Source organism: Ruegeria sp. CH11, assembly GCF_056537105.1.
This window is the reverse complement of record NZ_JBQFQX010000008.1, coordinates 139,020-152,076: the sequence shown is the minus strand read 5'-3', so window position 1 is coordinate 152,076 and position 13,057 is coordinate 139,020. Positions and strand designations below refer to the sequence as shown.

Annotated in this window: 12 protein-coding genes; 11 read left to right on the top strand and 1 reads right to left on the bottom strand. The window is 59.8% G+C overall.

Annotated elements, in window-relative coordinates:
- Positions 1 to 51: 51 nt before the first annotated feature.
- From ACR0LX_RS14300 to ACR0LX_RS14275, 6 genes are read left to right on the top strand one after another with little or no spacing between them, the layout of a single operon-like run.
- Positions 52 to 2,505, top strand: a complete 2,454-nt coding sequence (locus ACR0LX_RS14300; protein ID WP_480784286.1) for an FAD-dependent oxidoreductase — start codon at positions 52 to 54, stop codon at positions 2,503 to 2,505.
- Positions 2,502 to 3,584, top strand: coding sequence for an alcohol dehydrogenase family protein (locus ACR0LX_RS14295; RefSeq protein WP_480784285.1), 1,083 nt, complete (start codon positions 2,502 to 2,504; stop codon positions 3,582 to 3,584). The genes ACR0LX_RS14300 and ACR0LX_RS14295 overlap by 4 nt, the downstream gene beginning before the upstream one ends.
- Positions 3,581 to 4,159, top strand: a complete 579-nt coding sequence (locus tag ACR0LX_RS14290; protein WP_480784284.1) for a dimethylsulfonioproprionate lyase family protein — start codon at positions 3,581 to 3,583, stop codon at positions 4,157 to 4,159. Before ACR0LX_RS14295 ends, ACR0LX_RS14290 begins: the two co-directional genes overlap by 4 nt.
- Positions 4,156 to 5,262: a mandelate racemase/muconate lactonizing enzyme family protein gene (locus ACR0LX_RS14285; RefSeq protein ID WP_480784283.1), complete on the top strand. Its 1,107-nt coding sequence runs from the start codon at positions 4,156 to 4,158 to the stop codon at positions 5,260 to 5,262. The genes ACR0LX_RS14290 and ACR0LX_RS14285 overlap by 4 nt, the downstream gene beginning before the upstream one ends.
- Positions 5,259 to 6,362 (top strand): mandelate racemase/muconate lactonizing enzyme family protein, encoded by a 1,104-nt coding sequence (locus ACR0LX_RS14280; protein WP_480784282.1) that lies wholly within the window; start codon positions 5,259 to 5,261, stop codon positions 6,360 to 6,362. Before ACR0LX_RS14285 ends, ACR0LX_RS14280 begins: the two co-directional genes overlap by 4 nt.
- Position 6,363: 1 nt before the next feature.
- Positions 6,364 to 7,641 (top strand): aspartate aminotransferase family protein, encoded by a 1,278-nt coding sequence (locus ACR0LX_RS14275; protein WP_480784281.1) that lies wholly within the window; start codon positions 6,364 to 6,366, stop codon positions 7,639 to 7,641.
- Positions 7,642 to 7,653: 12 nt separating this feature from the next.
- Here ACR0LX_RS14275 and ACR0LX_RS14270 read toward each other — a convergent pair whose 3' ends face one another.
- Positions 7,654 to 8,190, bottom strand: a complete 537-nt coding sequence (locus ACR0LX_RS14270) for a ZrgA family zinc uptake protein (RefSeq protein WP_480784280.1) — start codon at positions 8,188 to 8,190, stop codon at positions 7,654 to 7,656.
- Between the two features lie 219 nt (positions 8,191 to 8,409).
- Here ACR0LX_RS14270 and ACR0LX_RS14265 point away from each other — a divergent pair, with 219 nt between their 5' ends.
- The 5 genes from ACR0LX_RS14265 (at position 8,410) to ACR0LX_RS14245 (ending at position 13,054) form a co-directional block, all read left to right on the top strand.
- The gene (locus tag ACR0LX_RS14265) at positions 8,410 to 9,678 is read left to right on the top strand and encodes an imelysin family protein (protein WP_480784279.1); all 1,269 of its coding nucleotides are present in this window, start codon (positions 8,410 to 8,412) and stop codon (positions 9,676 to 9,678) included.
- 128 nt (positions 9,679 to 9,806) lie between these two features.
- Positions 9,807 to 10,100, top strand: coding sequence for a (2Fe-2S)-binding protein (locus ACR0LX_RS14260; protein ID WP_480784278.1), 294 nt, complete (start codon positions 9,807 to 9,809; stop codon positions 10,098 to 10,100).
- On the top strand, positions 10,048 to 10,533 hold the full coding sequence (gene bfr, locus ACR0LX_RS14255; RefSeq protein WP_480575261.1) for a bacterioferritin: 486 nt from the start codon (positions 10,048 to 10,050) through the stop codon (positions 10,531 to 10,533). Before ACR0LX_RS14260 ends, bfr begins: the two co-directional genes overlap by 53 nt.
- A 16-nt stretch (positions 10,534 to 10,549) precedes the next feature.
- Entirely contained in the window at positions 10,550 to 12,040 is a 1,491-nt protein-coding gene (locus ACR0LX_RS14250; protein ID WP_480784310.1) for a di-heme oxidoreductase family protein, read from the top strand.
- A 3-nt stretch (positions 12,041 to 12,043) separates the two neighbouring features.
- Complete coding sequence (locus ACR0LX_RS14245) at positions 12,044 to 13,054, top strand: imelysin family protein (protein ID WP_480784277.1); 1,011 nt, start codon at positions 12,044 to 12,046, stop codon at positions 13,052 to 13,054.
- Positions 13,055 to 13,057 lie beyond the last annotated feature (3 nt).

Sequence of the window (13,057 nt, the reverse complement as noted above, 5' to 3'; positions counted from 1 at the left end):
CTTTTGTTTGCTTACGGTGTCGAGACAAAATCGACTCAGAGGATTGATCCGATGGCATCTGATTTCCCGACCCACGCACGCGTGGTTATTGTGGGTGGCGGAGTGATGGGCGTGGGCCTTGCCTACCACCTTGGGCACGAGGGCTGGGGTGCAGAAACCGTGCTGCTGGAAAAAGCTGAACTGACCAGCGGCAGCACCTGGCATGCGGCGGGGCAGATCACCCATTCGACATCCAGCTTTGGTCTGGGCAAATGCGTCGATTACAATATCGGGCTCTATTCCGGTGCTTTAGAAGCTGAGACCGGGCAGGCCGTGACATGGCATGGCTGCGGCTCATTCCGGCTGGCCTATACCGAGGATGAGATGGACTGGCTGCGCCATACCCTCTCCGTGGGTCGTTCGCTGGGTTTCAATATCGAGCTTGTCGGCCCGGAACGGGTGGCTCAGTTGCATCCGTTCTATAATCTGGATGGTGTGTTGGGCGCGTTGCACACGCCCGACGACGGCCATGTAGACCCAACCAATGTGACCATGGCGATGGCTGCAGGCGCGCGTCAAAAAGGTGTCCGGATCATCCGGCAGTGTCAGGCGACAAACATCACACAGTCCGAAACCGGCGAATGGGTGGTCGAGACGCTGAAAGGCACAATTACCTGCGAGCATGTAGTGAACGCGGGCGGCACCTATGCGCGGCAGATGGGTGAGTGGTCGGGCCTGCAGCTGCCGATGACCTCAATGACGCACCATTACTTTGTGACCGAGCCTGTGCCAGAGTTCGAAGCGCTGGACAAAGAACTGCCGGTGATCCGCGACGACAAGAAGGTGTCGGGCTATATCCGGATGGAACAAAAGCGCGGCCTGATCGGGATTTACGAGAAAGAGAACCCCAATTCAGTCTGGCACGATCATTGCCCGTGGGATTACGAGAACTGGCTGTTCGATGCCGATTACGACCGGGTGATGCCGTGGCTCGAGGAAAGCCTGAACCGGATGCCGATCTTTGCCGAGCTTGGCATTCAGCGCGAGGTACACGGCGCGATCAGCCACCCACCCGATGGCAACCCTCTGATCGGTCCTGCGCCGGGCGTGCGGAACTACTGGTGCTGCTGCGGCACACAGATCGGGATCGGCTGGGGGCCGGGTCTGACGCGCGAACTGGCGCGGTGGATGGTGCATGGGGCCGCGGACATCTCGATGCGAGAGTATGATCCGCGCCGGTTCGGCAGTTATGCCAACAAAGAATGGCAGGTGATCAAGGCCGAGGAGGACTATTGCCTACGCCACGAAATTCCTTTCCCGCACTTCAACCGCTTGGCAGGCCGTCCGATCAAACCGTCACCGCTCTATGATCTGTTGAATTCCAAAGGCGCAGTGCATGAAGAGGTCTATGGCTTTGAGCGCCCCCGCTGGTTTGCCCGCGATGGGGTGGCGCAGCAAGATCACTATTCCTTCTGCCGCACGCCAGCCGACGACATGGTCGCGCACGAGGTCAAAGCGGTGCGCGAACGGGTTGGCATCATGGACATCACAGCATTCACCAAGGTCGAGGTTTCAGGCCCCGACGCCTATGCGCTGCTGGACCGTCTGACCGCCAACCGGATGCCGCAGAAGGATGGCTCGGTCACCCTGACCCACATGCTGAACCGCCGGGGTCGGATTGAGTTGGAAACGACCATCGTGCGCATGGCACAGGATCGCTATTATCTCGTCTGCGCTGCATTCTTCGAACAACGCCTGCTGGATCATCTGGCGCGACAGCGTAGCGAAGAAGAAGTCACGATCACCGCGCTTTCCGCCAATTGGTCGGCACTGTCCCTGAACGGGCCAAGGTCGCGTGACGTTCTGGGCGCTTGCACCGATGCGGACCTCAGCAATGCCGGTTTCCGATGGCTCTCGGCCCAGCAGATCAGGATCGCGGGTCACGATGTCTGGGCCTTCCGCATGTCCTATGCCGGAGAGTTGGGCTGGGAACTGCATATGCCCAACGCCGCTTGTGTGGACGTCTACAATGCACTCTGGACTGCAGGTGAGGCACATGGGATTGCCGATTACGGAAGCTTTGCAATGAATGCCATGCGGATGGAGAAAGGCTTTAAAGGGGCCGGAGAATTGACCAATGAGGTGACACTCGCCGAGGCCGACGTGCTGCGCTTTGCCAGAACCGACAAGGATTATCTGGGCAAGGACAAGACCCTGAACACCGATCTGCCGTGGATCTGCGCCTATCTCGAAATCGAACCGGACGGAAAGGTCGACGGCCATGGCGGCGAGGCGGTATTGTTCGAAGGTCGCGTTGTCGGCTCGACCGCGTCTGTCGCTTATGGCCACAGCGTCGGCAAAATCCTTGCCTTCGCCTATATCAAACCCGAGGCTGCCGTTGCGGGGACCAAGCTGGAGGTCATCATCCACGGCACGCCGAGGGCTGCAATGGTTCTGGCCGAGCCTGCATATGACCCCGAAAGCCGCCTGCCTCGAACCGACGCTGTCATGGAGCCTGCACAATGACCTTACCCGAAACAATGAAGGCCATGGTAACGATGGGCCACGGCGATCTGGACCAGATGGTCTGGCATGAGGATTGGCCACGCCCGACCCCCGGCCCGGATGAGGTCCTGATCCGCGTCAAAGCCTGTGGGTTGAACAACACCGATGTTAACACGCGGTCGGGTTGGTACTCGAAAACCGTCAGTGACGCGACAACCGGTGGCGCGTTCGAAACCGTGGGTCAGGATGATCCCACCTGGGGCGGCGCGCCTTTGGTTTTCCCGCGCATTCAGGGCGCCGATGTCTGCGGCGAGATCGTCGGCGTCGGGCAGAATGTCGATGCCTCTCGTGTCGGTGAACGGGTAATCACCGAAGGCTGGCTACGCGACGCCGATGACCCGCTGAACAAGGACAAGACGGGCTATTTCGGTTCGGAACGCGATGGCGGGTTTGCGGAATTCACCACGACCCCCGCGCGCAACGCAATTGCCGTCAACTCGCCACTGTCGGATGCCGAGCTTGCGACCTTCTCCTGTTCGTACTCCACGGCCGAGGGTATGTTGACACGTGCGCGTGTAGCTGCCGCCGACACGGTGCTGGTCCCAGGTGCATCCGGCGGTGTTGGCGGGGCTTTGGTGCAATTGGCGAAACGCCGTGGTGCGCGCGTCATCGCGATGGCATCGGAAGCCAAACACGAAGATGTGGCAAAACTGAACCCAGACAGGATCATTCCCCGCGCCCCGAAAGACCTGCGTCAGTTGCTGGCTGACGAAAAGGTAACCGTTGTCGCCGATGTGGTCGGCGGGCCGCCCTGGGGCGATCTGATCGACGTCCTTGAACGCGGTGGGCGCTATACCTGTTCAGGCGCGATTGCGGGACCTATGGTCGAGTTTGATCTGCGCACATTTTACCTGCGTGATCTGACCTTCACCGGCTCTACCGTCATAGACCCCGAGGTTATGCGAAACCTTGTGAAATACATCGAAGCGGGGGAAATACAGCCTGTGCTGGCGGCGACATACCCGCTGGACCAGCTGCGCGAGGCGCAGGCCGCATTCATTGCCAAGCAACACACGGGCAATATCGTGGTGATCCCATGACGCTGGATGATGTTCTGGAAGCCGCTCGTCAATTGCATTCCGCGCATCCGGATCTGGCAGCTTTCGCGGACTGGCCCACGGATCTGTCGCATGGCGGGCTGCACCCGGAACCGATTCCGGCCGTGGACCAGATCCGCAATCTGGCACTCCTCGGGTCACGGTTGACGCAAGATATGGTTTCCGCGGTGACCAGCACTACCGAACTAGCCCAATGGAAAACGACATATACCGAAGAGGAGGTCGGCGCGGATTTCCTGTCCCGGTATGGGTATTACGAACTTTTTGGCCCGACCGGTCATTTTCATTCGAACCAGTTGCGCAGCTATATCGCCTATTGGGGCGCGGGGCTAAGCTATGACTGGCACAGCCATCAGGCAGAGGAGTTGTATCTGACCCTTGCCGGCAGCGCGCTGTTCAAAACCGATGGGCAAGAGGTATTCGTTGGCGCCGAGGAAACGCGCCATCACGAAAGCTGGCAAAGCCATGCGATGGTGACTGGTGACCAGCCGATCCTGACCTTTGTGTTATGGCGCGGAGAGGGCATGGATGACCTGCCCAGAATGGGCGCCGCATGAAGATCACGCGCATCCGCATCTTCCAGACCGGGCTGCCCTATGTCGGCGGCACTTATGTTTGGGGGGCCGGAAACGCAATTGAAACCGCGACCGCCTCGGTTGTCGTGATCGATACGGATGCGGGTCTTCAGGGATGCGGAGAATTCACGCCCTGTGGCGAAAACTACATGGTTGCGCATTCGCAGGGGGTACCTGCATTGGCCCGGCTTGTTGCCCCGTCGCTGTTGGGTAAGGACCCCCGGCAAGTGGCAAGGATCGAGCAGATTTTGGACCATATTGTGCAGGGGCATGGATACGCCAAGGCACCTTTCGACGCTGCCTGTTGGGACATTCTCGGCCAAGCCTGCGATCAACCTGTTTGGATGCTGCTCGGTGGCAAACTGACGGACGGGGCCCCGATGTATCGGGTCGCGCCGCAAAAATCGACAGATGAAACCATCGCCGAAATGAACACCTACAGGGATCAAGGCTATCGCCAGTTCCAGATCAAGGTTGGCGGAGACTGGGCCAGCGATATCGACCGCATTCGCGATACCATGCCGCTGCTGAATCCCGGAGAAAAGGCAATGGCCGACGCCAACCAGGGCTGGCGCGTGGACAACGCAATCCGAGTGGCGCGGGCGACGCGCGATCTGGACTTCATTCTGGAACAGCCCTGCCGCACTTATGAGGAATGCCAGCAAGTGCGCCGCGTGGCCGAGCAGCCGATGAAGTTGGACGAGTGCGTGACGGGTATGCACATGGCACAAAGGATCGTCGCGGATCGCGGTGCCGAGATTTGCTGTCTGAAAATCTCGAACCTGGGCGGCATCAGCAAGGCCAGACGCGTGCGCGACTTTCTGTTCGAAAACCGGATTCCGATCGTCAGCGAAGACACCTGGGGCGGCGAGATCACCAGTTCTGTGGTGGCACACTTTGCCGCCTCGACCCCGTCGGAGTATTTGCAGAACACGACCGATCTGATGAACTATAACACCCGGTCGACAGGCATCGGCGGGCCCGTTGCGCGAGATGGCAAACTCTTTGCGCCCGACGTTCCCGGGTTGGGGGTCAAACCGGATTTCGCCAGCCTCGGGGCCCCTGTTTTGGAGTATGCGCAGTGAAGATCAAACGCCTGACTCTGTGGTCGGTGGACCTGACCAGCCTGGAAACCTACTACATGGCCGAGGGCAAGACCTGCGACACCGTCGAATCCCATGCGCTGTGCCTTGAAACCGATACCGGATTGGTTGGCTGGGGCGAGGTCTGCCCGATCCCGCGCTATCTGCCTGCTTTCGCCAAGGGCGTGCCCAGCGCAGTGCGCGAGATGGCCGAAGGGTTGCTGGGTGCAAGCCCGCTGGGGGTCGATGCGCTCATGCGGTCGCTGGATGCGCTACTGCCCGGGCATGCCTATGCCAAATCGATCGTCGATATGGCGCTGTGGGACCTGTTCGGGCGCGCGACTGACCTGCCGCTCTATGCTTTGCTTGGGGGGCGCACGCAGCAGGACATGCCCGTCTATCACTCGATCACCTGCATCGCGCCGGACGAGATGGCGCGGATCGCCGCCACGGCTTACCAAAGCGGTGTACGACAGTTCCAGGTCAAGCTGGGCACCGACGGCGATTGGCAGGCGGATGCCGAGCGTTTGGCGAAAGTGCGCGAAGCTGTCGGCCCCGGCCCATTGGTCTATGGCGACTGGAACTGCGGTGCGTCGCGCCTGCACGCCACACGCACCGGGCGCGCCGTGGCGCATCTGGACATCATGCTGGAACAGCCTTGCAAGACGCTGGAAGACTGCGCCGCAGTTCGCCAAGCCACCGGCCTGCCGATGAAGATAGACGAAAACGCGCATGACATGGCCTCGCTGTTGCGGGCGCATGAGTTGGGCTGTCTGGACGCGGTCGCGCTGAAGCTTTCCAAGTTTGGCGGCCTGTCGGCGATGCGTCGCGCCCGGGATCTGACGGTGCAACTGGGCGCTGAAATCTGTGCCGAATGCACCTGGGGCTCGGATATCGTCACTGCGGCAGCGCTGCATTTTGCCGCGTCGACCCCGCAAGGATCTTTGCTGAACACCTGTGACCTGTCCTCTTATGTGTCACCGCGCATCTGCCCTGATGCACCGAACCGTGAATACGGCCGGGTTGCACCGCCTGAAGGACCGGGATTAGGTGTGACCCCAGACCCGGATGTCCTTGGTTCCCCGATTTTGGAGATCGTGTGAGATGCTGAAAATCAATACCCAGTCCGAATGGATCGCCCGCGCGCAACAAGTTCTGCCCGCAGGTGGATTTGGTAATTTCGACCCCGGCATCATAATCGCACGCGGCGAAGGCAGCCGCGTTTGGGATGAGGATGGACATGAGTATATCGATTATTTGATCGGGTCGGGCCCGATGCTGCTGGGCCACGGCCACCCCGAGGTGATAGAGGCCGTGCTAGAACAGCTGCCCAAGGGCATGACCTTTTTTGCCAATAACAGCAAAGGGATCGAACTGGCCGAAGCCATCATCGAGGCCGTCCCGTGTTGTGAACAGGTGCGCTTCGTCGCTTCGGGTGGTGAGGCCGATATGTACGCGATCCGGCTGGCGCGCGCCTATACCGGGCGCGACAAGATCCTGAAGTTCGAAGGCGGGTATCACGGCATGTGCGCCGAAGCGCAGATGAGCCTTGCGCCTGCCAAACGGGTCAACTTTCCCCAGGCCGTGCCCGACAGCGCCGGAATCCCGCAGGGCGTTGCCGATCAGATGCTGATCGCACCCTATAACGATCTCGAGGCGGTTGCCGCCCTGCTTGCAGAAAACAAGGATGTGGCGGCGATCATCGTTGAACCCTTGCAACGGATCATCCCCCCTGAACCGGGCTATCTTCAGGGCCTGCGAGACCTATGCGACCAGCACAGCGTTTTGCTGATCTTCGACGAAATCGTCACCGGATTCCGTTTGGCCTATGGCGGTGCGCAGGAGCGCTATGGTGTGACACCGGACATCTGTACGCTGGGCAAGATCATCGGCGGAGGGTTCCCGCTTGCGGCCCTGGGCGCAAGCGCCGAGATCATGAAACATTTCGACAAGGATCAGGTCGGGGCCGACCATTGGCTGATGCAACTCGGCACCCTGTCCGGCAATCCCATCGCCGCTGCGGCCGGTCTGAAAACCATGGAGGTGCTGGCGCGCGACGGTACCTATGACCGTCTGCGATCGATTGGCCGCGCGTTACAGGACATGCAATCCAAGGCGCTGGACGAAGCAGGAATTGCGCATCGGATTTGCGGTGACGAAACGCTGTTCGATATCTATTTCACGCAGCAGCCTTGCCGCGACTATCGCAGCGCCATCCATGACGATCCCGCCCGGTCTGCGCAGTACAACGATGTTCTGCGGTCGAATGGCGTATTCAAGTCACCGGGCAAACTCTATCCCTCGCTTGCGATCACCGAGGTAGATCTTGCGCAGACGCGGTCTGCGGTCCAGCTTGCAGTTGAGGCATTGCACGACACCTAGAGAAAGTCGCGCTTACTGTTCGTCCTGAAGGACCAGCCGCGGGGCGTCGCGGACGACCTCGACGACGCGTTCGTCCGACCCCTTGGTCAGACGAACGGTCAGACGTCGGGCCATCTCGAACCGGTCAAAATAGGGAAACTCCATGACAGACGCAGCACTGATATCCTCGCACTGAACCACATAGTCGGCGTGGAACTCGGTGTGGGATTCTTCGGCTGCATCGGTCTGCTGCTGAAAGCCGTCACCAACCAAAGCGACATTGGCCGACACCGCCGCGCAGCCCGCCTCGGGCGGCAGAACAAACAGCTCAAGCGGTTTGGACAAGTCCGACACAGCCGCCGCCACGCGCGCGCGATCAGCTTCGGTATCTGCGGCTTCTTCGAACCCCACGACATCCGCGCCGGGCACCTGCAACATCAGCGTGAACGCGGTTTCAGACATGTCGATGGATAAGCGCCCCGTTCCATGAGTATGCGCACCCGCTGACAGGGCCTGCTGCGCCATCACGGCGGATGGCAGGATACACAAAGCAATCACGGCACTCTTCATATACGCACCAATACTCGAACACATCTTGGTTAAGTCTAGTGCATTTGAGAATCCACGCAATGCGGAACCCTGTGCAGTTAGCCCGCTATATATGGGGGAGCAATTACCCGACAATAAAACTCAGGTTGACTTAACTGACAAATTCACTCAGATAACGACATGCCCGTGCCCGCGCTGCCGCAGGCACGATTCCGGTTCCAACAGGAAAGATTAGAACTCATGACCAGATTTTTTGCAGCGACCAGCGCACTTAGCCTGTGCATCGCCAGTGCCGCCGTCGCCGACGCCCCGTCCAAGGCCGATGTCATCGCAAACTATGCCGATATTGCCGAAGCCAAATATGATGACAGCCTGATCGCGGCGAAAACCCTGCAAGCAGCCGTCAACGCGCTGATCGATAACCCGTCAGACGCGACGCTCAACGCAGCCCGTGCAGCTTGGATCGCGGCGCGTGTGCCATATCAACAGACCGAGGTATATCGCTTTGGCAACGCCATCGTCGACGATTGGGAAGGCAAAGTGAACGCGTGGCCACTGGATGAAGGTCTGATCGACTATGTCGACGCCTCATACGGCGGGCCCAGCGATGAAAACGAATTTGCCGTTCTGAACGTGATCGCCAACCCCAGCTTTGACCTGTCGGGCGAAACCATTGACGCGACCGAAATCACACCTGAGCTGCTTGCCGAAACTCTGCACGAGGCGGACGGGATCGAGGCCAATGTCGCCACCGGATATCACGCGATCGAATTCCTTCTGTGGGGTCAGGATCTGAACGGCCATGGTGCGGGCGCGGGCAATCGTCCGTGGACCGATTATGCGCAAGGGGATGACTGCACTGGCGGCAACTGCGACCGTCGCGCCCAGTACCTGAGCGCCGCGACCGATCTGTTGGTCAGCGATCTGGAGTGGATGGCAGACCAGTGGCAGGAAGGCGGTGAAGCACGCGTGGCACTGTCCGAAAACGAAGCCGCAGGCATCAGTGCCATGCTGACCGGCATGGGTTCGCTGTCCTATGGCGAGCAGGCCGGAGAACGCATGCGCCTGGGTCTGATGCTGAACGACCCCGAGGAAGAGCATGACTGCTTTGCCGACAACACCCATAACAGCCATTACTACGATGGTCTGGGCATTCAGAACGTTTATCTGGGCAGCTATACCCGCATCGACGGCACGCCGGTTTCGGGCGCGTCGCTGTCTGATCTGGTGATCGCCGCAGACCCGGCTCTGGATACTGAGATGAAAGCTAAGCTGGCCACCACCATGCAGGCTCTGGGTCGTCTCAAGTCGACCGCCGAAGCAGGCTTTGCCTATGACCAGATGCTGGAACGCGGCAATGCTGGCGGCGAAGCGCTGATCATGGGTGGCGTCGACGGTCTGGTTGACCAGACCAAGACGATCGAGCGGATCGTGACAACGCTGGAATTGGACCAGATCGAGTTCGAAGGCTCGGACAGCCTGGATAACCCCAACGCGGTATTCCACTAATTGGCCTAGGCGAAAGCGCTGGTTCCGGCGCTTTCGCCACCCTCCAACGCCGATTTATGTCTTCGCGCTGGACCCCAAACCAATAACCTACTATTTACGTAAGAAATATCAGAGCAGACTGAGTCGTCATGATCGTATGCCACTGCACCAATATCTCTGACCACGACATTCGCGCCGCAATCGACTGGATGCGGTCTGCGGATCCGCAGACGATTATTACTCCGGGTAAGATCTACCATGCCCTTGGAAAATCAGCAGATTGTGGTGGCTGCATGCCACTGTTTCTAGACACGATGCGAACAGACGATAATCTTGAAGTCCCCATGCAGCTTCGGGACCTACGCGCCGGAGCAACACAGGAGAATGCTGATGAAGGGCGATCCCAAAGTAATCGAATATCTCAACAAATCACTGCGGCATGAGCTGACAGCGGTTAGCCAGTACTGGTTGCACTACCGGCTGCAAGAGGATTGGGGCCTTGGCCATATGGCCAAGAAAAGCCGCGAGGAATCCATCGAAGAGATGGAGCATGCGGACAAACTGATCGAACGCATTATTTTCCTTGAGGGTCACCCAAACCTTCAGAAACTTGACCCGTTGCGGATCGGCCAAACACCGAAGGAAACACTGGAATGTGATCTGGCGGCCGAGATTGATGCCCGGGCCTTGTACAAGGAAGCACGGGAATACTGCCGCGAGGCAGGCGACTACGTCTCGATGGGGCTGTTCGAGAAATTGATGTCAGATGAAGAAAGCCATATCGATTTCCTCGAGACGCAGCTTGATCTGTATGAAAGGATTGGCGAAGCCAACTATGCCCAGCTCAACGCCTCGAAAATGGACGCCGAAGACTAGCGTTCATTTGCTTGCTGTGGCCGTCCTTGCGGCCACCCCGTCCCTTGCGCATGAGCTTGCGGACCCGCACCTGAATACCCTTCCCCGTACCGACGAAGAACGCACCCGGATCGAGGCAGCAACCGCCGCACCTGATGACTTCTCGGTGGCGCAGAAATTCGAACAGCTTAGCGCCGGGGCCGCGACTGTGCGCGTGCGCAATGACGCGGATGCGTTTTCGCAACCATCGGCCAATATCAGTTTTGAACAGGAATTGGACTTCCGGGTCGGCAACGGGTTGTTCAAGAAGATCTGGGTCTCTTCTCCGTCCTCAACCCTGGCCTCCGACGGGTTGGGCCCGTTGTATAACGCCCGATCCTGCCAGCGCTGCCATATCAAGGACGGGCGTGGGCATACGCCGAACGGGCCGGACGACAACGCAATATCGATGTTCCTGCGCGTCTCGGTCCCCGGCCTGCCAGACGATGCCCCGAGCGAAATCGCCGACTACATCGCGACCCGGCCTGAGCCAAACTATGGCAGCCAGATGCAGGATTTTGCGCTGGCAGGTCACCCGGCCGAATACCGGCTGGACATCAGCTATCGGGAATTCCCGGTTGCGCTGTCGGGTGGAGAAACCGTGTCTCTCAGGCAGCCGACCTATGCGGCGACGGATCTTGGATATGGACCATTGCATCCCGAGGCGATGCTGAGCCCACGCGTCGCGCCTCAAATGATTGGCCTTGGGCTACTGGAATCGATCCCGGTTGACGATCTGTTGGCACGGGCCGATCCGGATGATCTGGATGGCGACGGCATCTCGGGCCGGGCCAATATCGTCTGGTCGACCGAATTCGATCAACCCATGATGGGGCGCTTTGGTCACAAGGCCGGGATGCCGACGGTGATGGAACAATCGGCTGCCGCTTTTGCAGGCGATATAGGCATATCGAACCCCTATTTCCCGGACCCGCACGGTGACTGCACCAAAGCTCAGTCCAACTGTCTTGACGCGCCGCATGGCGACAACGACGTGCGCGGCTTCGAGATCGACCGGACCGGTATGGACCTTGTCGCCTTCTACAGCCGCAATCTGGGCGTTCCGGCCCGGCGTGACGTGGACGACCCACAGGTTCTGCGCGGGAAAGAAGTGTTTCACTCCACGGGCTGCGCCTCTTGCCACACCCCGGCCCATGTCACGCACCGGATGCCCGACCGGCCCGAGCACAGTTTTCAGCTGATTTGGCCTTATACGGACTTGCTGTTGCATGACATGGGCGAAGGTCTTGCAGACAACCGCCCCGAAGCCCGCGCGACAGGCCGCGAATGGCGTACGCCTCCTTTGTGGGGAATTGGCCTGACTGAACGAGTCTCGGGCCATACTCAGTTTTTGCACGACGGTCGCGCCCGTTCACTGCTTGAAGCCATTCTTTGGCACGGGGGCGAAGCACAAACTGCCCGGGATGCCGTTGTTGCCCTGCCAAAAGCCGACCGCGATGCCCTTGTTCGATTTCTGGAGAGCCTCTGAGCTATGCGTAATCTGAGTTTTGTTGCGGCATTGGCGCTGCCTCTGGCCGCCTTTGCCCAGGATCGCGCACCGATCCTGACTGACATCACCCAATCCCATATCCTGCCCGGCTATGCGCGCCTGGTTGAAAATACTCAGGTACTCAACGAAACGGCACGTGCGGAATGCACACCGGGCTCCGAGGCCTTGCGCGCCGCCTATGGGGACGCGTTCGACGATTGGATTTCGGTCAGCCACCTGCGGTTTGGTCCGTCCGAGGTCGATGACCGTGCCTTTTCGCTTGCCTTCTGGCCCGACACCAAAGGTTTTACGCCAAAGGCGCTTTCCAATCTGATCGCTGATGAAGACACCGCCGTTCGGAACCCAAGCGCCTTTGCCGAAACCTCGGTCGCGGGCCGAGGTTTCTTTGCGCTGGAGCAAATGCTCTACGATCCCACGTTTGGCGATCAAGGCAGCGCGGAATACCGCTGTGCCCTGATCCGGGCCATCGCGGCGGATATTGACGTGAACGCCCGAGCCATCGGCGCGGATTGGCAGACCTACGCGCAGCACCTGACGCAACCGGGCGGCGACAGCCCCTATCGCTCGACAAATGAGGCGATGCAGGAGCTGTTCAAAGCACTATCGACGGGGCTGGAGTTCACCGCCGACACACGGATCGGTCGCCCGTTGGGCAGTTTCGACCGGCCGCGCCCCAAGCGGGCCGAAGCCCGCCGATCGGCCCGGTCATTGCGCCATGTCGAGCTATCCCTGATTGCGCTGCGCGAGCTGGCCCTGGGGCTGTCCGTTGACCACCCCGAGATCCAGGGGGATTTCGAAGCCGCCTTTGATCGCGCCTCAAAACGGGCGCAGAGCTTGGATGATCCGGATTTCTCGGGCGTCTCTACCCCTCAGGGGCGGATTCGGGTCGAGGCTTTGCAACAGTCCATTTCGGACATTCGCCAGATTGCCACGACCCGGCTGGGTCCCGCTTTGGGGATCGGTGCAGGTTTCAATTCGCTGGATGGGGACTAGCGC

Coding starts and splice junctions, on each gene's coding strand:
- ACR0LX_RS14300 (WP_480784286.1), top strand. CDS start 52: ATGGCATCTGATTTCCCGACCCACGCACGCGTGGTTATTGTGGGTGGC.
- ACR0LX_RS14260 (WP_480784278.1), top strand. CDS start 9,807: ATGATCGTATGCCACTGCACCAATATCTCTGACCACGACATTCGCGCC.
- bfr (WP_480575261.1), top strand. CDS start 10,048: ATGAAGGGCGATCCCAAAGTAATCGAATATCTCAACAAATCACTGCGG.
- ACR0LX_RS14295 (WP_480784285.1), top strand. CDS start 2,502: ATGACCTTACCCGAAACAATGAAGGCCATGGTAACGATGGGCCACGGC.
- ACR0LX_RS14275 (WP_480784281.1), top strand. CDS start 6,364: ATGCTGAAAATCAATACCCAGTCCGAATGGATCGCCCGCGCGCAACAA.
- ACR0LX_RS14245 (WP_480784277.1), top strand. CDS start 12,044: ATGCGTAATCTGAGTTTTGTTGCGGCATTGGCGCTGCCTCTGGCCGCC.
- ACR0LX_RS14285 (WP_480784283.1), top strand. CDS start 4,156: ATGAAGATCACGCGCATCCGCATCTTCCAGACCGGGCTGCCCTATGTC.
- ACR0LX_RS14265 (WP_480784279.1), top strand. CDS start 8,410: ATGACCAGATTTTTTGCAGCGACCAGCGCACTTAGCCTGTGCATCGCC.
- ACR0LX_RS14290 (WP_480784284.1), top strand. CDS start 3,581: ATGACGCTGGATGATGTTCTGGAAGCCGCTCGTCAATTGCATTCCGCG.
- ACR0LX_RS14270 (WP_480784280.1), bottom strand. CDS start 8,190: ATGAAGAGTGCCGTGATTGCTTTGTGTATCCTGCCATCCGCCGTGATG.